The following is a 20,739-nucleotide window of genomic DNA, read 5'->3' as shown; positions in this document are numbered from 1 at the left end:
TAGAATTTCTTCTACTCTTCTTCTTGGGAAGCCTCTTCACATATATCACCATTTAGAGGTTTCATAGCAGGGAAAAGTAATACATCACGGATACTATGCTCATTTGTAAGAAGCATAACAAGTCTGTCGATTCCGATTCCTTGTCCAGCTGTTGGAGCCATACCATAGCTTAATGCTTCAACGAAGTCACTGTCCATTTCATGTGCTTCATCATCACCACAATCTTTGGCAGCCATCTGTCCCTCAAAGCGCTCTAGTTGGTCAAGTGGATCATTAAGCTCTGAAAAAGCATTTGCAATCTCACGCCCTGCAATAAAAAGTTCAAATCTTTCAGTAATTTCTGGATTCGTATCACTTCTTCTTGCAAGTGGTGAAATTTCAACTGGATACTCTGTTATAAAAGTAGGGTCAATGAGTTTTTCCTCTACAAATTCATCAAAGAGTTCACCTTGAAGTTGTCCTAGATTCATTTTCTCATTAACATCAAGATTATTCTCTTTTAAATATGCAATGATTTTTGCTTTATTGTTTACTATATCAGATGGTACTCCACCAATAAGAGTAAGTGATTCAATAAGTGGAATCTCTTGAAAATTGTTAAAATTAACTTTTAAATCTCCATAAGGCAAGAGTGTTGGTAGTTTTAAATGTTCAAAGAGATATTGGAAATACTCTTTTGTAATTTCTATTAAATCTTTGTATGTTTTATATGCCCAATAAAATTCTATAGAGGTGAATTCAGGGTTATGTGTTGCATCCATTCCTTCATTTCTAAAGTTTCTATTTATTTCAAAAACAGCCTCAAAACCACCAACTATAAGTCGTTTTAGGTAAAGTTCTGGAGCAATTCTTAGGTATCTATCTACATCAAGTGCATTATGGTGTGTAACAAATGGTTTTGCATTTGCTCCACCTGCTATTGGGTGCATCATTGGAGTTTCTACTTCTAAAAATCCTTTATCTTCAAAAAATCTTCTTGTAAGAGAAATAACACGAGAACGAGTTTGAAAAGTTTTTCTCACTTCTGTATTCATAATTAAATCAAGGTAGCGTTTTCTGTATCGAACCTCTTTATCTGTAATACCATGAAATTTTTCAGGAAGTGGACTAATTGCTTTTGTCAGAATCTTTAAATCATCAGCATGAAGAGAAAGTTCTCCTTGACCTGTAACAAAAGGGTAGCCATGCACTTCTATAATATCTCCCACTTCAATATTTTTTTTGAAAATAGTATTGTAAAAACCTTCAGCAAGATTGTCTCTTGCTACATAAAGTTGTAGCATTCCACTCTCATCTTCTATCTTAACAAAACTTGCTTTTCCCATAATGCGAAGAAATTTTATACGCCCACTAACAACATAGAGGCGTGTTGCATCTCGCTTATCTTCTTTTTGCTCAATATCTGCGTTTACATTTAAAAATTTTTCTATAGTTGTATTTCTTTGAGACTGGTTTGAGTAAGGGTTTATTCCTGCTTCTCTTAGTACATTTGCTTTCTCAATTCTTTGTTGTATAAATTTATTACTAAACAATCAATTTTCCTTTTTATAATTATCTATTTTGTTTCTTGACATTTTTTGCAGATACCATATATCTGCATAGAATGGTCTTTCATTTTAAAACCAAGTTCATCGGTAATGGCATGTTGGCGTTTTTCTATTTCTTCATCTACAAACTCTGTAATCTCGCCACATTCAGTACATATTAGATGGTCATGATGCTCTTTTGCACCAAGTTCATATTTTTTTCCTTGTGCACCAAAAGAGAGAGAAGTGACGACATTTGAATCCTCAAGTAAAGAGAGGGTTCTATACACGGTAGCAATTCCAGTTTTTAATTCCGGATACTTTTCTTGTATAAGATGGTGCAAAGACTCTGGAGTGAGATGTTCATCCGAATTATAGAGTGTTTCTAAAATAACTTCGCGCTGTATAGTAAATTTCAGACTATTAGCCTTAAGCAGTCTTTTGAAATTTTCTAAAAGCTGCTCATATTTAATGGTTCTGTCATTAAAGTCAGTTGTAATGTTTGGCATCTTACTTCTCTGTAGTTTTTTCTGATTCTTGTTCTGGTTCTAATTCTTGTTTTACTTTTGTTTCTGGTTCCGCTTTTGCTTCTGATTCCGCTTCTGGTTCGGATTGTTGCATCTGCTCTTTAGCGCTATTGACTACTTTTTTCACTTGTTCTTGCACATTTTCTTGAATGTTTTCTTGAATGTTTTCTCTAACTTTCTGAGTCGTTTTATCTATGCTTGTATTAATTTCATTACTAACTTCAGTCGGGTCGATTTTCATGATATATCCACCAGTCTCAACTAGTACAGGAAAAAGAACACTTCCTTTCATAGCAGAATCAATAGTAGTTCTAAGGGCTTTAACATTATATATGGCAAATGCAATAACGGCAGCAATAAGAAAAAATTTACCTGCAGCAAAGACAAATCCGAGGATTTTATCAACTAGACCGAGACCACTAAGAGAACTTAACTTTTTAAAAGCAAATCCAATTGCTATCATAGCTAGCCAAAAAACTGCTAATGTAAATAAAAAGCCTGTAAAGCTTATTGCTGAGGCATTAGAAAAGTTAAATATGTGATCATTTAAATATGTTCCCACCTTATCTCCCACGCGAGAAGCGACAAAGAGACCTCCGATTATGCCAATAAGCCCAAATGCTTCTTTAAATAAACCGTTAAGTATCCCTTTTAGCCCAAGTAACAATATTATTACTGATGCAATAAGGTCAAAATAATTAAATTCCATTTTTCATCTCCACATTCATTTGATTTTTTCCAGAGTTTTTTGATACATAAAGCGCTCTGTCGGCTCTTTCTATAAGTGTAGTAGGAGTATCTCCGTCTTGATAAGAAGTTGCCCCTATGCTTATCGTTATAGATAGTGACTTACCTTTATAAATCAAACGGTTTGAGCGTACTAAATTTAAAATACGCTGTGTAATTTCAAGGCAAGATTTCTCTTCTACTCTGTTAAGGATTATTACAAACTCTTCACCACCAAAACGAAATAGTTTATCTCCATCTCGGAGTGTGTTGCGTAGTAATTTTGTAAGATAAATAAGTACCTTATCCCCAGCTAAATGACCATGTAAATCATTTACCTGTTTAAAGTCATCTACATCTAATATAAGCAGGTGTAGTTCATGCTTTATATAACCTTTATTACATATTTTTGCCAAGTATTTATCTAAGGCACCTTTATTGAAAACTTTTGTTAGTGGATCTAAATTAGAATTTTTTTCTAACTCTCTAACCTCTTTTGAAAGTTTTGTTATAAGTTCATTTGCTTTTTTTACTTCATCAGACATATTATTTTGTAATGCATCAAATTTATTTTTAATAGATGGATAATCTATTAACTCATTTTGATGTTGACTCAATGTCTCCTGATGTTCTTTTGTAATCTTTTCAAACGAGTCATTAGTGCTTTTATAAGATGATAATGATTTTTCTGCAAGCTCTTTATAGGAATTCGCAAGAATTGCTTTTGCTTGGTCTACAGAATCTACTTGTGAATTAGATATTGTGAGTAGCGTATCTGAAGCATGTTTGAGTGCATCTGCTACCTCTTCTTTTGTAGTCTCATTATGAGTGTCAATATTGTGTAAAATATCGTTATAAATTTGAGTTACTAAAGATTTTAAATCATCTTTGTTCATATGTCTCCAAATAACTTTTGGCAAAAGCCGTCAAAAGTAATAGCATGAATTTACGCAATTATACATTTTTAAGCATAAAAAAAGCTTTTCTGAGTGATATTTTAGCTAAAATAACAAAAATATAATTTAATAAGGTTCTACAATGAGTACTTGGAGTCCATCTAGCTGGAAAGAAAAACCAATATTACAACAACCAACTTATCCTGATCAGGTAAAATTGGAGTCAGTTCTTTCAGAATTGAGAAACTATCCACCATTAGTGTTTGCTGGAGAAGCCCGTTCTTTAAAAGAACAACTTGCAAATGTTGCACAAGGGAAGGCTTTTTTACTGCAAGGTGGGGATTGTGCTGAGAGCTTTTCAGAGTTTCATGCGGATAACATTCGTGATACTTTTAAAGCATTGATGCAGATGGCAGTTGTCATGACCTATGCTGGTGGACTTCCTGTTGTGAAAGTAGGGCGCCTTGGCGGTCAGTTTGCAAAGCCTCGTTCATCAAACACAGAGACCTTAGATGGCATAACACTTGACTCTTACCGTGGTGATATTATTAACGGTATAGACTTCAATGAAAAGGCGCGTGTTCCTGATCCTGAACGCATGATAAGAGCGTATAATCAAGCGACTGCAACACAAAATTTGCTCCGTGCTTTTGCATCGGGTGGTTTGGCTGATTTACATAAAGTAAGTAAGTGGAATCTTGATTTTGCTCATAAAAGTGAAATAGGTGAAAAATATGAAGCTATTGCTGAAGATATTGAAAAATCTTTAAAATTTATGGAAGCGTGTGGTGTGACTTCAAAAACATACAGAACACTTCGTGAGACAGACTTCTTTACTTCACATGAAGCACTTTTACTTCCATATGAAGAGGCATTTACTCGTAAAGATTCTATTACTGGTGATTGGTACAATGTAGCAGCACATATGGTTTGGATAGGGGATAGAACACGTCAACTTGATGGTGCTCATGTTGAGTATATGAGAGGAATTAAAAATCCTATTGGAATTAAAGCTGGACCATCTATGGATCCTGAAGATTTAGTAAGATTGGCTCAAGCTGTAAATCCTGATAATGAAGCAGGATGCTTAAATATCATTGTAAGAATGGGTGCAAACAAAGTTGGTGAGCATATGCCACAGCTTATTCGGGCTATTGAGCGAGAAGGGTTAAATGTTGTTTGGTCATGTGACCCAATGCATGGAAATACTATTAAATCTTCAAATGGTTATAAAACTCGTCCTGTTGATGATGTTTTAACCGAAATGAAACAGTTCTTTCAAGTGCATCGTTCTGAGGGAACTTTTGGTGGTGGTGTTCACTTAGAGATGACGGGTAAAAATGTTACTGAGTGTATTGGTGGTAGCTTTACAGTAAGAGAAGAGGATTTAAGTTCTCGTTACCATACACATTGTGATCCTCGTCTAAACGCAGACCAATCACTAGAGCTTGCATTTTTAATTGCAGACTCTTTAAAAGATGCACACAAGTAAGATATTTTTATCTTACTTGAAAAATATTCTCTTTTTGTACAACGATGAACTCTGTTCCATAGCAGATTCTTTGTTGTATCCCTCCACGGGCTGTCAAATCTACAACAATTCCTAAATTTTGCGTCTCAATATTTTTTGTAATAGTTGAAAATATCTCATAAGCAATATCTTCTGCGTTTAGTTTTTTATCTCGAAGTGAAGTAATATATTTTTTAAAGTCTAAAAGATTAAAAGTTTCCCCTAAACTCATAAAATTAACATAGACACTACCACGATAAGGTTGTCCACTCTTTGCAAGAAAGAGTAACTCATGAGAGAGGTATTGAAGTTTTGTATTTTTTACTATATCTACTTTTTGAAGTTGCACTAGCCTATCCTTTGAGGGTTGAGATTACGGTTTAAAAATCTATACTTTTCTATGTCCTTATACTTTTCCTCTTCATTAGAGTAGCTAAACGCAGGATGTATGCTAATGTTGCCTCGTGGATAAAAGAGTCCAATAACTTCAAGATATTTTGGTTCCATCAGTTTTACTAAATCTTTTCCAATTTTATTGACAACATCTTCATGAAACTCTCCACTATTCATAAAGCTAAAGAGATAGAGTTTGAGCGATTTGCTCTCAACCATTTGAATATCTGGAATATAGTTGATAATGAGCGTACCAAAATCGGGTTGATTTGTTTTAGGACAGAGTGAAGTGAACTCATCGGCATTAAGTGTTACCCAGTAATCCATTTGAGGGTGAACATTTTCAAATGTTTCAAGCAGAGTTGGGTCGTATTCGTATTTGTATTGTGTTTGTTTGCTACCGAGTTGTGTTACTTCAGAGGCTCTTTTAGCTTTGTATGTTTTTTCATCCATTCTCTATCTCTTCCTCTTTTTCTTGGATTGTTAAAAGCTCTTCAACTTTTTCTTCATACTCTGTTTCAAGGCTTGCAAGCTCTCCTGCAAGGGCTGTAATACCTCTCTCCTCATAGCATGCTGGATTTGTAAGGCAAATATTCATCTTCTCTATCTCCTCTTCAAGTGCATCTATTTCTTCAGGGAGTTTTTCAAGTGCCATTTTCTCTTTAAAAGTGAGTTTAAGTTTTTTCTCTTTTTCTCTTTTTTGCTCTTTTGGCTTCTCTTGTGTCGCCTCTTTTTCCATACTATCAAGCTCTTGTAACTCTTTTTCTAGTTCAAGGTACTCAGAGTAGAGTTGGTGTGATTCTTCTATGGTTTTATCTGCTTTAAATATAAAGAGTTTTTTAGCAATTTTATCAACAAAGTATCTATCGTGAGAGACTATGATTACGGCTCCTGCAAAGTTTGTCAGCTGTTCTTCTAAAATATTGATAGTAGGAATATCAAGGTCATTGGTAGGTTCATCAAGTATAAGTATATCTACATCTTGTGTAAAGAGGAGGGCTAAAGCTACACGGTTTTTCTCTCCACCACTTAGTACGCCAATCTTTTTATCTAAAAATTCTCGTGGAAAGAGAAAGTTTTTTAGGTATCCATAGACATGAAGGTCACTTCCTCGTACATTAACACGGTCCCCTCCATGTGGACAAAAAGTCTCTATAAGGTTCTTATCATCATTAAGCATTTCACGATGTTGATCAAAGTAGCCGACTTTAAATTCACCGCGTTTGATGATGCCTTTAGTTGGGTCTAATCTTCCTAAAAGTGCTTTTAGTAGAGTTGATTTTCCACTTCCATTTGGGCCAACAATAGCAATGACATCTTTTTGTAATATTCGTGTTGAAAAATCATGAAGTAACTCTTTACTTCCAAGTGTAAGAGCTAAATCTTCTACTTCAAAAAGCATCTTTTGTCTGTTTACGCTTTTATCTCTGTTAAAATGTTTCGCTTCTCTTTGGAGCTCTACGGACATTTTTCTTATTTTTGCTGGGTTTGTTTTTGCTGCATCACGCAGTTGCATAAGACGCTCTTTTCTGCCCTCGTTGCGTTTAAGTCTTGCTCGAACACCACGGGCAAACCACTCATTTTCTCTTTTGAGAACTCCTAAGAGATTATCATGTTGTTTTTGCAGCGTTCTTAAGTACTCCTCTTTTTGTGTAAGATAGCTGGAATATCCTCCACTATATTCATGGAGTGTACAATCATCAACTTCAATGCTTTTAGTAGCAATTCTGTCTATAAAGTATCTATCATGAGAGATAAAAACAAGAGTGAATTTCTCTTTTAAAAGAAGTTCTTCAAGAAACTCAACCATATAAACATCAAGGTGATTGGTTGGTTCATCAAGAAGTAAAATATCTGGTTTTTGTAAAAGTAAAGAGGCAAGGGCAACACGGCGTTGTTCTCCTCCACTTAGAAGTGCAATGGGTTTCTCTTCATACTTTTTCAGATCAAAATGTTGAATAATGCGTTCTATCTTATCATCAAGATTCCAAGCTTTATGGTGTTCTATGTAGCGAGAGAGTTGTTCATGCTCATCAAGTAAAATCTTGTTTTCAAAATCTTGCGCTAAAAGTAAAGAGAGTTCATTATAGCGCTCTTTAGCTGCGTTTAGCTCTTTGAGTCCCGCTTCGACAGCTTGACGAACTGTGTGTCCTTCTTCAAATTCTGGACGCTGATCAAGCATTTTAACTTCTAAATCATTTTTAGTGATGCGTCTGCCGCCATCTAAATCGAGTGTGCCATTGACAATTTTCATAAGAGTTGATTTACCGCTACCATTTTTACCAATAATAACGATGCGTTCACCCTCATCTACATGAAAATCAACTTCAGTAAGAATTTTTTGTGCCGAATAGTGTTTTGAAACTTTTTGTAAATCAATTAATGCCATTTGGAATAATACCCATTGTGAGGTTAGGATAAACTTTTTTATAAATATTGTCCTGTATCAACTCTCTGTTGTTGAAGTTGCTATAATATATGCACGATTTATTAAAAGGAAGATTTTTGGGTATTTTTATACATATACATTTAATTGCTGCTATTGCATGGATTGGTGGTTCCGTTTTTATGTTTGTTTTAGGAGTTTCACTTAGAGATAAAGAGAAACAAAAGCAGGTTTATCCTCATATTGGACCTATTTTTGGTTATTTTGAAGTCGTTTCTATTGTGATTTTACTAATAACTGGAACTGTTATGATAACAAACGATGGACTTTTATCACAACTTTTTACTAGTGATCATTCCCTAGTTATAGATACTTTACGAAAAAAATTATGGATTGTTCTCGTGATTGTAATTGCAACAGTCATTCATTTTATTATTGCGTTTAAAACAAATAATGTAGAGAGAACGAAATTACAAAACATTATTTCTCGTGGTTCTTCACTGCTTATTTTCTTTCTAAACCTTTTTGTATTGCATTATGCGATTGTGATTCGTTCCATTCTTGGTTAGGACAGAGTTCTTTTGCACTAAACCAGTTGGCAATCCCTTCATCCGTATAGTGGTACTCCCTCTGATGGGGAGGAATAACACTATTTCTCATCTTCGCACGGACTATTCCAATAATTAAGAATGTGATGAGTAGTGTTGCTCCTGCTATAAAATAATCATACAAATACCAAGCTATAAACGCAGTGACAAAGCTAGAATATTGCAGTAAAAGTTTTATGCTAAACGCAATCAACTTGCATTTTTTTGAGTGAAGTATTGGGGTTGGTTCTATTAAATCTATGTAATCATTTTCCATAGAAAGTATTATAGCAAAATAGTAAGCTAAACAAACTTTAGTGAATAAGACTAAAGTTTTTTGATAAAACTTGCAACTATTAACTTTTTTTGCTAAAATACACTTAAATTTTAAAAAAGAAGGAATTAAATTATGGCTAAACATCAATTTCAAACAGAAGCAAATCAAATTTTACAACTTATGATACACTCTCTATATTCAAATAAGGAGATTTTTCTTCGTGAATTAGTCTCTAATGCATCTGATGCTATGGATAAGCTCAATATGCTTGTTTTAACAGATGAAAAATATAAGAATGTTTCATTTAACCCTCGTATTGACATTAAAATAGATAAAGAGAAAAAAACTCTTACTCTTAGTGACACTGGTATTGGTATGAATGAAGAAGATTTAATGAATAATCTTGGAACTATTGCAAAATCTGGAACGAAAGCATTTTTAGAAAATCTTACAGGTGATCAAAAAGAGGATTCTAATCTTATTGGTCAGTTTGGTGTTGGTTTCTACTCTGCATTTATGGTTGCAAAAAAAGTAGAAGTTATTACTAAAAAAGCAGGTGAGGAAAAAGCTTATAAATGGATAAGTGATGGTACAGGTGAATTTGAAATTGAAGATGCTTCAAAAGATTCTCATGGTACTGAAATTATTATGTACTTAAATGATGGTGAAGAGGAATTTTTAGAGACTTATCGAGTTGAGAGCATTATTAAAAAATACTCTAATCACATTGCATTTCCAATTTTTATGGATAAAGAGAAAACAATTCCAGCAAAAACAGATGATGATGGCAAAGAGATAGAGCCTGCTAAAACTGAGATAGAAAATGTACAGATCAATGCTGCAAATGCACTCTGGACACTCTCAAAAAGTGAACTAAAAGATGAAGATTACAAATCATTTTATGAGACAATTGCACACTCATCAGAAGAGCCTCTTGCATGGACACATCATAAAGCAGAAGGTGCTATTGAATATACAACGCTATTTTATATTCCAAGTAAAGCACCTATGGATATCTATAGAGTTGATTATAAACCAGGTATTAAACTCTACATTAATCGTGTATTTATTACAGATGATGAAAAAGAGCTTATGCCAACATACTTGCGTTTCTTGCGTGGTGTGATTGATTCAGCAGATTTACCATTGAATGTAAGTCGTGAAATTTTACAATCAAATCCAGTGATGAGTAAAATTAGAAATGCATCTGTGAAAAAAGTGCTTTCTGAACTCTCTAAAATGATGAAAAAAGATTCAGATAAGTACAATACTTTCTACAAAGAGTTTGGTAATGTACTTAAAGAGGGACTTTATAGTGATATGGGGAACCGTGAGAAAATTTTAGAACTTCTTAAATTTAACTCTCTTAATAGTGACGAGATGATTACTATTGAAGATTATGTGAAAAATGTGGATGAAGAGAAAAAAGAGATTTATTATTTGGCAGCAAAAACATCTCTTGATTTACTAAAACACTCACCAATCTTAGAAAAATTTAAAGCTCGTGGCATTGATGTTCTTCTTCTTAATGAAGAGGTAGATACTATCATTTTCCCAATGGTAACTGAATATAAAGAGTATAAACTTATTCCTGCTGCAGATGCAAAATTTGACGAGAGCGAAGATGATAAAAAGGAGAAAGAAGAGTTAGCAAAATCGTATGAAGATTTTACAAAAAAACTTAAAGAAATTCTTGGTGATAGCGTAAAAGAAGTTGATGTAACAACTGAACTTACAGACTCTCCTGTTGCTATTAAAATTGATAAAGAAGATCCAGCTTATATGATGGCTCAAATGATGAAACAGATGGGGCAAGCAACAGATGCACCAGAGCCTGCACCAATTTTAGAGATTAATCCTAAGCATGAGCTTGTGGAAAAACTCAAAGAGAGTGCTGATGTTAATTTAATAGAAGATGCAGCACATGTCCTTTTAGATCAAGCAAAATTATATGATGGTCAAGAACTTGATGATACAGCAGATTTTGTTGTACGCTTAAATAGAATTATTGCTAAAGCGTTATAAAATTTTTGAATGAGTGTATAATAAAAGCACACTCATTCAATTCTCTTCAAATAAAACTACAAATAAATTGTATATCACATAAAAATATGTTATTTTATATCTATGATAAAGAAATTTGAACTTTTAAATAAATCAGTAGAAAAAGAGGATGTGCAATTAATGCAGGAAGAAGCTTCGCGTATTTATACGGATCTTATTACAAATGAACTGGCTGATTTGAACTTATCAGAATATACTTATGCCCCTGCACAAGCTGTAGAAGAGTTAGGATTGGATGAAGCGTTAATAAATGAATTAGTAGCAGACTATGTCTCTCAAATTATTAAATCTCTAGTACAGTTTGAAGTAAAATTAAATAATTTACAAAAATCTAAAAATAATAATGAAACTAATCTAGACTATACTCCTTTTAGAGAACTTGCTCATAAAAACTTAGGTGTTGCAAGAAATTTACGCATTAAAAATGCAGAGATACTGCTTTATGAAATGATGAAAGGTGAAGATTTAGATTATTTGATGTTATGTCTTGAGGCATTAGAAGTTTCTACAATTAAACTCAATACAGAAGTAGCTTACAACACTCTCAAGCTGATTGAAGTGAAAGATTCATTAAAAAACTAATTTTTCAGTGAATCCGAAATTTGTTCTAATTTTCCTTTATGATTATTAATTATTTTTACCTCTTTTTTATCAACTGGAAGGACGAATGCCAATAGAATGAAAATAAGTGAGAATACAAGTGCAAGAAGAGCGCTTAAAATTATTTTTAATCTAAAATCTCTCATTTTAGCGATTTTCTTGCTTATCATTTGTTATATAAATCCAAAATTCTTTATGCGTATAGCCCTTATTTAAAAAATAAATTTGTAAAATTGTTACTCTGTAAAGGGTAATTAACATCTTAGCATATGGAATAAAAAGGCTTAGACTTACAAGTATAGACTGCTGTTTATCGCCTTTGGATTCCATCATCTCTTGCATACCAATATTTCTACTTAAATAGATACCAAAGAGTATTGAAAAAGCAAAGTTTAAAATTAATCCAAAAATCATATAAGCCATAAAATCCTGTTCATACATACCAGCTACCATAATCTAAATCCTATATATTTTATTTATATAATATAATAATATCAAAATATTACTAAAAAGTAACATACATTCTCTCTTGGCAATAAAAAAGAAGAGTAAAAACTTTATTTAAACATCTTTATACTATACTAAGAGACAAATTATATAAAAGGTAATTGTATGGAAACTAACCTCATAATAGAGGGGGTAAAATTTATGTTTTTAGGAATGGGAACTGTGTTCGTATTCTTAGTAGTGATGATAGCATGTATGAACATAATGTCTTCAATTATAAACAGATATTTCCCTGAACCGCAATCAAGTGCAGATGCTACAACATCAAATGCACAAGTAAATAATAAAAAAATAGTCGCGGCGATAACTGCAGCAATTACACATCATAGAGAAGGTTAAGGATTATAATGGCTAAAAAATTTATAGATGTAATGGATACAACATTCAGAGATGGTTTTCAATCTGTATTTGGTGGTCGTGTACTGATGGATGACTTTTTTCCAGCAGTAGAGGCAGCCAAAATAGCAGGAATAAATCACTTTGAATTTGGTGGTGGAGCAAGATTTCAATCGCTTTACTTTTACTTACGAGAAGATGCATTTGAAATGATGGATAAGTTTCGTAAAATTGTAGGACCTGATGCAAATCTTCAAACACTTGCTCGTGGTGTAAATACTGTTATGCTTGATACTGGTTCAAAAGAGCTTATTGACTTACATGCTAAAATGTTTAAAAAACATGGAACAAATACAATCCGTAACTTTGATGCCTTAAATGATGTTGAAAACCTAAAATATTCAGCTGAACGCATTACACATCATGGTCTTAAGCATGAAGCGGCAATTACCATGATGGATTTACCTCCAGGATGCCATGGCGCACATACAGTCGAATTTTATGAAAAAACATTACGCGATATTTTAGATAGTGGACTTCCGTTTGATAGTATCTGTTTTAAAGATGCTTCTGGTACCTCAAATCCTCAAAAAGTTTTTGAAACTATTAAAATGGCAAGAAAACTTCTTGGTGATGATACTCATATTCGTCTACATACGCATGAGACTGCTGGTGTGTCTGTAGCTGCTTATATGGCGGCATTGGAAGCTGGTGTTGATGGAATTGATATGGCTGCAAATCCTGTAAGTGGTGGAACAGCACAACCAGATATTTTGACAATGCTTCATGCTACAAAGGGAATGAACTATGATCTTGGTGGCTTAGAACTTGGAAAAATTTTAACATACGAGAAAGAACTTCAATCATGCTTGGCAGATTATTTTGTTCCACCAGAGGCAACGAAAGTATCTCCTATTATGCCATTTTCACCAATGCCAGGTGGGGCATTAACTGCAAATACACAAATGATGCGTGATAATGGTATTTTAGATAAATTTCCAGAAGTTATTGCTGCTATGCAAGAGGTCGTTGAAAAAGGTGGTTATGGTACATCAGTAACTCCTGTTTCACAATTTTACTTCCAACAAGCATTAAATAATGTAATGCAAGGTCCGTGGGAAGCAATAGCTCCGGGATATGGTCGTATGGTTCTTGGTTATTTTGGGAAAACACCAGTTGCTCCGGATCCAGAAATAGTAAAAATAGCTTCAGAAAAGTTAAATCTTTTACCAACAACAGAAAAAGCTTTAGATTTAGCAGATGCTGATCCTGCAAAATCTTTAGAGAGTTGGATTAATAGACTTAAAGAAGAAAATATAGAAATCACTGAGGAAAATATTTTTATTGCTGCGGCATGTCACGATAAAGGTATCGCTTTTCTTAAAGGTGAAGGTGAATTAAACGTACGAAAAATATCTCAAATGGAAGAAGATTGCAAAGGCAAAGGAGAAAGAAAAGAAATGAGTGGAAATTATACAGTTGTAGTAGATGGTCAAAAGTTTAGTGTTCAGGTTGCTGAAGGTAGTGGTGATGTTCAAGTGGTAGCAGTTGAAGGTGAGACAGCAGTTGCAGCACCAACGCCAAATGCACCTGTTGGTGATGGTGTTGAAATTAAAGCACTTCTTCCTGGCAGTGTTTGGAAAATAGTTGCTAATCCAGGTCAAAGCCTAAATGAAGGTGATGTAATTATGATTCTTGAATCTATGAAAATGGAAATTGATGTTGTTGCACCAACTGGTGGTGTACTAAAAAGTATAAATGTAGCTACAAATGACAAAGTTGTAGAAGGTCAAGTCGTAGCAGTTATAGGATAATTAATGAAAAGTATTTTAATTAAATTTTTCGCATCTATGATGCTGTTTGCGTTTGCATTTACTGTAAACGCAGTGGCTTCAGAACATGCGGTAGAATCAACAAAAGCTTCAACGCATCAGGTAGAGACATATAAATCTCAACCTATGGGTGATATGATTATAAGCTTTTTAAAATCAACTGGTATTGTTGCTTTGGTACATCCTCGTGCAGATGAGATGAGTGCAACAGGTAAGCCTATGAGTGATTTTAGTAAAGGTCTTGGTCGTATTATTATGATACTTGTAACTTTTCTTCTCTTTTGGCTTGCTATTGCGAAAGGTTTTGAGCCACTGCTTCTGTTACCGATTGCATTTGGTGGATTGTTGGCAAATATTCCAATTGCCGGCATTGGCGGACCTCATGGCTTTTTAGGTGTTATCTATCAGGCTGGTCTCTCAAATGAGCTTTTCCCTATTATCATATTTATGGGTGTTGGTGCTATGACTGACTTTGGTCCACTTCTATCAAATCCTAAAACTGCACTCTTAGGTGGTGCTGCACAGTTTGGTATTTTTGGAACACTTGTTGGTGCTATGGTTTTAGCACAAATGGGACTTGTTGATTTTACATTAAAACAAGCAAGTGCTATCTCTATTATTGGTGGTGCCGATGGTCCGACATCTATTTTTATTGCTACAAAACTTGCACCTGAACTTTTAGGAGCAATTGCAGTTGCATCATACTCTTATATGGCAATGGTGCCTATCATTCAACCTCCAATTATGAGAGCATTAACAACTGATGCAGAGAGAAAAATTAAAATGACTACGCTTCGTCATGTATCTCGTTTAGAGAAATTGATTTTTCCTCTTTTAGTTTTAGGACTTGCAATTTTAGTTTTACCAGAATCAACACCTCTTATTGGTGCTTTTATGTTTGGTAACTTCTTAAAAGAGTCTGGTGTTGTTGAGCGTCTAAATGATACACTTCAAAATTCACTTATTAATATTACGACTATCTTCTTAGGTCTTGGTGTTGGTTCTAAACTTGCAGCCGATCAATTTTTAGTACCTGAGACTTTATTTATTATGGTTCTTGGTATCATTGCATTTGGTGTAGGTACTGCAGCAGGTGTATTAATGGCAAAAATTATGAATCTTTTTCCAGGTCATAAAATTAATCCACTTATTGGTTCAGCGGGTGTTTCAGCCGTTCCAATGGCGGCGCGTGTATCAAACAAAGTAGGTATGGAATATGACCGTACAAATATGCTTTTAATGCATGCTATGGGTCCAAATGTGGCAGGTGTTATTGGTTCAGCAGTTGCGGCTGGTGTATTAATCTCAATGTTTCAACATTGAGTTGTAGAGACAATGTAGTGATTACATTGTCTCTTTATGCGTTTCTTTTTTTCATTACAGATAAGATTAGTGGAATAACATTATGACTTTTTGTTTTGTCTATAAAGTCATCTGCTCCAAGTCCCTGCGCTTCTCTTTTATTATTATCTCCAGTCATAGAGCTATTTACAATAATAGGAATATTTTGTGTAGATTTGTTTGCTCTTAATTTTTGAATAACAGTAAATCCTGACATCTCTGGCATCTCTATATCTGTAATAACAGCAGGAATTTGTGCTTTTTGTGCATCAGATAGAGCAAAAATGTAATCAATAAGTTTTTTACCATTAGAAAAAAGTTGCATTTTTAGATGTGCTTTTTCAAATATTTGTGTAAGGTGTCTTTGTGCTGTTTTTGAATCTTCAGCAATAAGAACAGTCCCATCTTTGAGCTTTTTAGGAAGGTCTAAAGTTTTTAGTACTTCTAAATCTTTATCTACATTTACAAGTGCCTGAGGCAGGACATCTGCAAGAAGCTTTTCATAATCAAGAATAAGACATAAACTGCCATCTTCTAGCCGTGTGTCATTTATGACAACACCATCATCTTTAAGTCTATAGCTATCTGGTGCATGCATTTCATTCCAATTTTTTTTGATTACTCTGTATGCTGACATAATTCTAAGGCCAATGATGACCCCATTAAAATCACAGACTAAAATATTTGATTTTTGGATCTCTTCTTTTGTTAATGTAATACCAAGCCAAGCAGGTAAATTTAGAATTGGAATTTGCATATCTCTTAAAACAATTGTGCCTTCAAGCAGAGGGTGCGATGAAGGAAGTTGTGTGAGATAATGATTTTTTGATTCTACAACTTCTCGTGTTTTAAAAACATTTACAGCATAGTAAGCAGAACTATCATTTTGACTCACTCTAAAAACTAAAAGCTGTAGCTCATTATTTTTTGCTAAATTTGTTGCAGCATCAACATTGTCAAGTACAGACATTAATTACCTTTATATTAAATATCTCTTAATAGTACCAGAAAGAAAATGAAATATGCTTGAATATTAGTAAGGAAATGTTAAAATAATAAAATTTATGATTGTCATATGAGGAGTCTTTTTTGTTAAAAATATTAAGTTTACTATTTCTTTTAACTACAGTTAGTTTTGCAAAAGTTTACTATGCCAGAGTGGAACCTTATGAAGTGCGTAATATTACATCTGATGTATCGGGTAAAGTACTCTATACAAATGAAAATATGTTGGGAAAAAAACTTTCAAATAGAGCCTTTATTAAGATTGATGATACGCTTAATCGCGATGAACTAGAATCTGTAAGAAAAAAAATGAGCTATCTAAAAAATACTCTTACAACAAATGAAAAAATTTTAAAAAATTTGAAAGAAGCATTGGCGAGGAAAAAAGAGAATTTTAAAAAGATTATGGCTTTAAGTATAAAATCAAAAGTTGAAAAAGATAGAGAATTTTATGATTTGGTAGCGAGTGAAAATAGTTACCTTGCTACTTTAAAAGAGATGAACTCTTTAAAAACAAATATAAGTGATTTAGCATTTAGAGAAAAACAGCTTATGAAGATGATTCAAGATAAAAGTATTGTAGCAAATGGTTTTGTTCTTTATGAAATAAAAGTGAAACCACAAAGTGTAGTCAATATTGGTACGCCATTAGCAACTGTTGCTGATGTGAGCAAGGCTATAGCTGTTGTTTATCTTGATGAAAATGATCTTATAAATCTAAAACATGAAGTTTTGTATATAAATGGAAAAAAGAGTAGCTATAAACTTTCAAGAATATCTAAAATTGCTGATGGTAAAAATATTTCAAGATACAGTGCTCAGATTGTTATGAAAGCACCAAAGATCTTTTCAAATCTTATTAAAATTGAATTAAAAGAAGAACATGATGAAAGTAAGTAGTATTACAGCCTGTCCTCTTGATTGTTATGATGCTTGTGGAATTATTTACGATGAGGGGAAGATAAAACCGATGAAAGAGGGGCATACAAATGGATTTTTATGCCCTCATTTGAACCATTATTTGGAAAATAAGAGAATAGAACTACCACGATATAAAGGCGAAAATATCTCTATGCAAGAGGCATTAAATAAATTAAAAGAGATTTTATCTTCTTCTTTAAAAAGTGATATTCTTCACTATAGAGGGAGTGGTAATTTTGCTTTAATGCAGGAGGTGACTGATCATTTCTTTGCAAATTTTGGAGCGGTGCTAACGGATGGTAGTCTTTGTGATGGAGCAGGGGAGGCAGGCATTATTAATGGACGCGGTAGCAATAAAAATATGCCACTGAGTGAAATAGCCAAGTCTGAGGTTGTGATTTTTTGGGGACGAAATCCTCATGTGACATCTTCGCACATTTTACCACTTATAAAAGATAAAAAAGTGATTGTTATTGATCCTGTTGCAACAAAGATTGCAAAAAGTGCAGATATATTTGTACAGATAAAACCCCACACTGATATTTTTTTAGCACTACTTTTGACACGGTTTGTCTCAATTAATGATAGTTTAGATGAAGAATTTATAGAGAAATATGCAAGTGAATTTGAAGAGTATTACGAACTTACACAAGGGGTTAGAATTAAGGCTACTTTAGAAAATATTGGTGTTTCACTTGGTCAAATTGGTGATATCTTAGAGTTGTGTATCAATAAAAAAGTTGCAATAGTGTGTGGTGTTGGTGTCCAAAAATATAGAGATGGAGCTGATATTTTACGCGCTATTGATGCCTTCGCCGTATCTTTAGGACTTTTTGCAAAAGAGGGGAGTGGTGTTGCTTATCTTGGAAATTCAAAAGAGAATATAGAGTCTGCATTTATGACAAAAGCAAAACGAGTCTCTAAGGTAAATACAAAATTCGATGAGTTTGCAACTGTTTTTATTCAAGGGGCAAATCCACTAGCACAAATGCCTGATGGTTCTCGTGTAAAAAATGCAATACAAAAGAGTGAAAATGTAATTTATTTTGGATTATATGAAAATGAGACGAGTGAAATTGCTGATTTAGTTATTCCTGCGAAGAATTTTTTAGAAAAAAATGATGTAAGAAGTTCTTATTCTCATAATGGGCTTTTAGTAATGAATAAACAGATAGAGAGTGCAATAGGCATTAGTGAATATGATTTAGCAGCTTATCTTTGTGAAGAATTTGGTGTTGTATTAAAATCAGAGAGTGAATATTTACAACATTATAAAAATTTTGGTGTAAGGCATATTGATGGTAGTGTGCAGGTTGAGGGTAGAGATGTAGAACCTTATAAAGATGGTTTTGATACAGATGATGGAGAATTTGTTTTTCTTGAGGAGTTTGAAACGCAGCAAAATAGCAATGATGATGAGTTTTATCTTATTACTCCAAAGAGTCCCTCATCTCTTAATTCACAATTTAAACGCAGCACAGAGGTGCTTCTTCATCCCTCTTTAGGTTATGATGATGGAGAAATACTCTGTATCAGTTCTGATAATGGAGAAGTGTTATTGCGTGCTAAAAATAGTGATGCATTAAGAAAAGATACTATAGTAATTTATAGTGGCACAAAGGGTGTAAATAATCTTACATCTTCAAAACACTCTTATGAGGGAAAAAATGCTGTATATCAGGAAAATAGGGTGAAAATAAAAAAGTAAATTTATAATTTTCATAAGATTATCTTATGATTTTATTTTAAATTTACTTTTATATTGAAGTGTTATAATTACCTCCTCTTTACTTAGGTAAAGCTCAAATTATGCCAGTGAAGATATTCGTGGTGACAAAGGAAATATATGAAAAAGTTAGTTTTAGGATTAAGCGCGTTAGCGATTATGATGTTTATGTCTGGGTGTTCTACAATGCACATGGGTTGGACTGCAGTGACAGGTCAGCATAAGCTTGATGATGGTGCTATGAAAGCATATGATGATATGTTTAGTAAAGTAGTGAAGGATGGTGATCCGGCTAAAGCTATGATGATGGAATTTAAAGTTGCTGATGATGTAAGTGGCGATGATGTAAAAGAATCTATTACTGCGCTTACAGAAGAGTATAACATGAGACTTACTAACTATGTAAAAATGTTTACAAAAAAAGATGCAAAACCAACAGAAGTAAAAGAGGCTAGAATTTTCTCTCTTTGTTCTCTACCAATTGCAAAAACATTTTTAAATCACTCTCGTTATTTCGGTGGTTTTATGCCATGTAGAATTATGTATATTCAATATGGAAATGGTGATGCTTACCTAATTACTATGGATTTAACTTTAGCAATTCACGGTGGCTATCCTCTCCCTCCTAAAATGTTAAAACTTGCAACAAAAGTTGAAACAGCAATGACTGAAATTACTAAGCGTGCTGCGAATGGTGACTTTTAAGAATCATTTTTAGGTTCTTTTTTGCTATCCCCTTTCGCGGGATAGCTCCTCTTTAAATCCCCTTTTTTTTTAAGCAATTTTATTTATAAATATAAACCTTTTGTGTGATATAATTTAAGTAATTAAATAAGATACCTATAAGTGAGAAAAGTTATGAATATAAAAGAGTTAGATAAAAAATATGTACTTCCTACATATGCAAGAGCAGATGTAGAGTTTGTAAGTGGATCAAACGCAACACTTACTGATGCTAATGGTAAAAAATATATTGATTTTACTTCGGGTATAGGGGTTGTCTCGGTTGGTCATGGAAACAAAAGAGTGGCTAAGGCTCTTTGTGAACAAGTCTCTAAACTTACACATACTTCAAATCTTTACTATATTGCACCACAAGCGAAAGCTGCCCAAAAAGTTGTAGAAGCGAGTGGATATGACATGCAATGTTTTTTCGCAAATAGCGGTGCTGAAGCAAATGAGGGTGCTATTAAAATTGCAAGAAAACATGGTGAACGAGATGGAAAGATAAAACGATACAAAATCATTACACTGAACCACTCTTTTCATGGACGCACAATTACAACGGTAAAAGCAACAGGACAGGAGTCTATGCATAACTATTTTGGACCTTTTCCTGATGGTTTTGTATATGCAGATGGTATTGATGCAATAGAGTCTCTTTTAGATGACCATACTGCAGGCGTTATGATAGAACTGATTCAAGGTGAGGGTGGTGTTGAGCCTCAAGACAGAGAAAAAGTACAAAAACTGGCAAAACTTTTAAAAGCTAAAGAGATTCCTCTTATAATAGATGAAGTGCAAACTGGTGTTTATAGAGTTGGAGAGTTTACAGCATCGCAAGCATATGGAATTGATC

Annotated in this window: 21 protein-coding genes; 11 read left to right on the top strand and 10 right to left on the bottom strand. The window is 33.6% G+C overall.

Annotated features, from left to right (window positions below; genetic code table 11):
- Positions 1 to 11: 11 nt before the first annotated feature.
- Genes lysS through MVY38_RS02500 form a run of 4 tightly spaced genes read right to left on the bottom strand, consistent with a single transcriptional unit; the run spans position 12 to position 3,675 of the window.
- Positions 12 to 1,532, bottom strand: a complete 1,521-nt coding sequence (lysS, locus tag MVY38_RS02515) for a lysine--tRNA ligase (RefSeq protein ID WP_297483266.1) — start codon at positions 1,530 to 1,532, stop codon at positions 12 to 14.
- A gap of 23 nt (positions 1,533 to 1,555) precedes the next feature.
- Positions 1,556 to 2,035, bottom strand: a complete 480-nt coding sequence (locus MVY38_RS02510; RefSeq protein ID WP_297483263.1) for a Fur family transcriptional regulator — start codon at positions 2,033 to 2,035, stop codon at positions 1,556 to 1,558.
- A gap of 1 nt (position 2,036) precedes the next feature.
- Positions 2,037 to 2,762, bottom strand: coding sequence for a CvpA family protein (locus MVY38_RS02505; protein ID WP_297483260.1), 726 nt, complete (start codon positions 2,760 to 2,762; stop codon positions 2,037 to 2,039).
- Positions 2,752 to 3,675, bottom strand: coding sequence for a GGDEF domain-containing protein (locus MVY38_RS02500; protein WP_297483257.1), 924 nt, complete (start codon positions 3,673 to 3,675; stop codon positions 2,752 to 2,754). The genes MVY38_RS02505 and MVY38_RS02500 overlap by 11 nt, the downstream gene beginning before the upstream one ends.
- Before the next feature lie 142 nt (positions 3,676 to 3,817).
- Between MVY38_RS02500 and MVY38_RS02495 the strand changes: the two genes are divergently transcribed.
- Positions 3,818 to 5,167 (top strand): class II 3-deoxy-7-phosphoheptulonate synthase, encoded by a 1,350-nt coding sequence (locus tag MVY38_RS02495; RefSeq protein ID WP_297483254.1) that lies wholly within the window; start codon positions 3,818 to 3,820, stop codon positions 5,165 to 5,167.
- Positions 5,168 to 5,174: 7 nt separating this feature from the next.
- Here MVY38_RS02495 and MVY38_RS02490 read toward each other — a convergent pair whose 3' ends face one another.
- From MVY38_RS02490 to abc-f, 3 genes are read right to left on the bottom strand one after another with little or no spacing between them, the layout of a single operon-like run.
- Positions 5,175 to 5,534 carry a hypothetical protein gene (locus tag MVY38_RS02490; RefSeq protein WP_297483251.1) on the bottom strand — a complete coding sequence of 120 codons (360 nt, stop codon included), beginning with the start codon at positions 5,532 to 5,534 and terminating at the stop codon, positions 5,175 to 5,177.
- Positions 5,534 to 6,031 carry a preQ(1) synthase gene (gene queF / locus MVY38_RS02485; RefSeq protein WP_297483249.1) on the bottom strand — a complete coding sequence of 166 codons (498 nt, stop codon included), beginning with the start codon at positions 6,029 to 6,031 and terminating at the stop codon, positions 5,534 to 5,536. The genes MVY38_RS02490 and queF overlap by 1 nt, the downstream gene beginning before the upstream one ends.
- Positions 6,024 to 7,967 carry a ribosomal protection-like ABC-F family protein gene (gene abc-f / locus MVY38_RS02480; protein WP_297483246.1) on the bottom strand — a complete coding sequence of 648 codons (1,944 nt, stop codon included), beginning with the start codon at positions 7,965 to 7,967 and terminating at the stop codon, positions 6,024 to 6,026. Before abc-f ends, queF begins: the two co-directional genes overlap by 8 nt.
- Before the next feature lie 116 nt (positions 7,968 to 8,083).
- Here abc-f and MVY38_RS02475 point away from each other — a divergent pair, with 116 nt between their 5' ends.
- Positions 8,084 to 8,533 carry a hypothetical protein gene (locus MVY38_RS02475; RefSeq protein ID WP_297483243.1) on the top strand — a complete coding sequence of 150 codons (450 nt, stop codon included), beginning with the start codon at positions 8,084 to 8,086 and terminating at the stop codon, positions 8,531 to 8,533.
- Here MVY38_RS02475 and MVY38_RS02470 read toward each other — a convergent pair.
- Positions 8,469 to 8,828: a hypothetical protein gene (locus tag MVY38_RS02470; RefSeq protein ID WP_297483240.1), complete on the bottom strand. Its 360-nt coding sequence runs from the start codon at positions 8,826 to 8,828 to the stop codon at positions 8,469 to 8,471. The two genes, MVY38_RS02475 and MVY38_RS02470, sit on opposite strands and share 65 nt — an antisense overlap.
- Before the next feature lie 132 nt (positions 8,829 to 8,960).
- Here MVY38_RS02470 and htpG point away from each other — a divergent pair, with 132 nt between their 5' ends.
- Together htpG and MVY38_RS02460 are read left to right on the top strand one after the other, a co-directional pair.
- Entirely contained in the window at positions 8,961 to 10,853 is a 1,893-nt protein-coding gene (gene htpG / locus MVY38_RS02465) for a molecular chaperone HtpG (RefSeq protein ID WP_297483237.1), read from the top strand.
- 102 nt (positions 10,854 to 10,955) lie between these two features.
- Entirely contained in the window at positions 10,956 to 11,474 is a 519-nt protein-coding gene (locus MVY38_RS02460; RefSeq protein WP_297483234.1) for a hypothetical protein, read from the top strand.
- A 165-nt stretch (positions 11,475 to 11,639) separates the two neighbouring features.
- On the opposite strand, the gene MVY38_RS02455 is transcribed toward MVY38_RS02460, so the two are convergent.
- Positions 11,640 to 11,945, bottom strand: coding sequence for a hypothetical protein (locus MVY38_RS02455; RefSeq protein WP_297483231.1), 306 nt, complete (start codon positions 11,943 to 11,945; stop codon positions 11,640 to 11,642).
- 159 nt (positions 11,946 to 12,104) lie between these two features.
- Here MVY38_RS02455 and MVY38_RS02450 point away from each other — a divergent pair, with 159 nt between their 5' ends.
- Genes MVY38_RS02450 through MVY38_RS02440 form a run of 3 tightly spaced genes read left to right on the top strand, consistent with a single transcriptional unit; the run spans position 12,105 to position 15,490 of the window.
- A complete protein-coding gene (locus tag MVY38_RS02450; RefSeq protein ID WP_297483228.1) occupies positions 12,105 to 12,338 on the top strand; it encodes an OadG family transporter subunit in 234 nt (77 codons plus the stop codon).
- Positions 12,339 to 12,346: 8 nt separating this feature from the next.
- Positions 12,347 to 14,149, top strand: a complete 1,803-nt coding sequence (locus tag MVY38_RS02445) for a biotin/lipoyl-containing protein (RefSeq protein WP_297483225.1) — start codon at positions 12,347 to 12,349, stop codon at positions 14,147 to 14,149.
- A gap of 3 nt (positions 14,150 to 14,152) precedes the next feature.
- Positions 14,153 to 15,490, top strand: coding sequence for a sodium ion-translocating decarboxylase subunit beta (locus MVY38_RS02440; RefSeq protein ID WP_297483223.1), 1,338 nt, complete (start codon positions 14,153 to 14,155; stop codon positions 15,488 to 15,490).
- A gap of 34 nt (positions 15,491 to 15,524) precedes the next feature.
- Here MVY38_RS02440 and MVY38_RS02435 read toward each other — a convergent pair whose 3' ends face one another.
- Positions 15,525 to 16,478: a chemotaxis protein gene (locus tag MVY38_RS02435; protein ID WP_297483220.1), complete on the bottom strand. Its 954-nt coding sequence runs from the start codon at positions 16,476 to 16,478 to the stop codon at positions 15,525 to 15,527.
- 119 nt (positions 16,479 to 16,597) lie between these two features.
- On the opposite strand from MVY38_RS02435, the gene MVY38_RS02430 reads away from it, so the two are divergent.
- The 4 genes from MVY38_RS02430 to MVY38_RS02415 form a co-directional block, all read left to right on the top strand.
- On the top strand, positions 16,598 to 17,413 hold the full coding sequence (locus tag MVY38_RS02430) for an HlyD family efflux transporter periplasmic adaptor subunit (protein ID WP_297483218.1): 816 nt from the start codon (positions 16,598 to 16,600) through the stop codon (positions 17,411 to 17,413).
- Positions 17,400 to 19,142: a molybdopterin-dependent oxidoreductase gene (locus MVY38_RS02425; protein ID WP_297483215.1), complete on the top strand. Its 1,743-nt coding sequence runs from the start codon at positions 17,400 to 17,402 to the stop codon at positions 19,140 to 19,142. Before MVY38_RS02430 ends, MVY38_RS02425 begins: the two co-directional genes overlap by 14 nt.
- Positions 19,143 to 19,280: 138 nt before the next feature.
- Positions 19,281 to 19,865, top strand: a complete 585-nt coding sequence (locus MVY38_RS02420) for a DUF302 domain-containing protein (RefSeq protein ID WP_297483213.1) — start codon at positions 19,281 to 19,283, stop codon at positions 19,863 to 19,865.
- 153 nt (positions 19,866 to 20,018) lie between these two features.
- Positions 20,019 to 20,739: aminotransferase class III-fold pyridoxal phosphate-dependent enzyme (locus MVY38_RS02415; RefSeq protein ID WP_297483211.1), on the top strand; the 721-nt coding region annotated here is incomplete at its 3' end.

Source organism: Sulfurimonas sp. (assembly GCF_027056685.1).
In the GTDB taxonomy this organism is placed as follows: domain Bacteria; phylum Campylobacterota; class Campylobacteria; order Campylobacterales; family Sulfurimonadaceae; genus Sulfurimonas.
This window is presented reverse-complemented; position numbering and strand designations above follow the sequence as displayed.

Coding starts and splice junctions, on each gene's coding strand:
- MVY38_RS02510 (WP_297483263.1), bottom strand. CDS start 2,035: ATGCCAAACATTACAACTGACTTTAATGACAGAACCATTAAATATGAG.
- MVY38_RS02505 (WP_297483260.1), bottom strand. CDS start 2,762: ATGGAATTTAATTATTTTGACCTTATTGCATCAGTAATAATATTGTTA.
- MVY38_RS02500 (WP_297483257.1), bottom strand. CDS start 3,675: ATGAACAAAGATGATTTAAAATCTTTAGTAACTCAAATTTATAACGAT.
- MVY38_RS02495 (WP_297483254.1), top strand. CDS start 3,818: ATGAGTACTTGGAGTCCATCTAGCTGGAAAGAAAAACCAATATTACAA.
- queF (WP_297483249.1), bottom strand. CDS start 6,031: ATGGATGAAAAAACATACAAAGCTAAAAGAGCCTCTGAAGTAACACAA.
- abc-f (WP_297483246.1), bottom strand. CDS start 7,967: ATGGCATTAATTGATTTACAAAAAGTTTCAAAACACTATTCGGCACAA.
- MVY38_RS02470 (WP_297483240.1), bottom strand. CDS start 8,828: ATGGAAAATGATTACATAGATTTAATAGAACCAACCCCAATACTTCAC.
- htpG (WP_297483237.1), top strand. CDS start 8,961: ATGGCTAAACATCAATTTCAAACAGAAGCAAATCAAATTTTACAACTT.
- MVY38_RS02460 (WP_297483234.1), top strand. CDS start 10,956: ATGATAAAGAAATTTGAACTTTTAAATAAATCAGTAGAAAAAGAGGAT.
- MVY38_RS02455 (WP_297483231.1), bottom strand. CDS start 11,945: ATGGTAGCTGGTATGTATGAACAGGATTTTATGGCTTATATGATTTTT.
- MVY38_RS02450 (WP_297483228.1), top strand. CDS start 12,105: ATGGAAACTAACCTCATAATAGAGGGGGTAAAATTTATGTTTTTAGGA.
- MVY38_RS02445 (WP_297483225.1), top strand. CDS start 12,347: ATGGCTAAAAAATTTATAGATGTAATGGATACAACATTCAGAGATGGT.
- MVY38_RS02440 (WP_297483223.1), top strand. CDS start 14,153: ATGAAAAGTATTTTAATTAAATTTTTCGCATCTATGATGCTGTTTGCG.
- MVY38_RS02435 (WP_297483220.1), bottom strand. CDS start 16,478: ATGTCTGTACTTGACAATGTTGATGCTGCAACAAATTTAGCAAAAAAT.
- MVY38_RS02425 (WP_297483215.1), top strand. CDS start 17,400: ATGAAAGTAAGTAGTATTACAGCCTGTCCTCTTGATTGTTATGATGCT.
- MVY38_RS02420 (WP_297483213.1), top strand. CDS start 19,281: ATGAAAAAGTTAGTTTTAGGATTAAGCGCGTTAGCGATTATGATGTTT.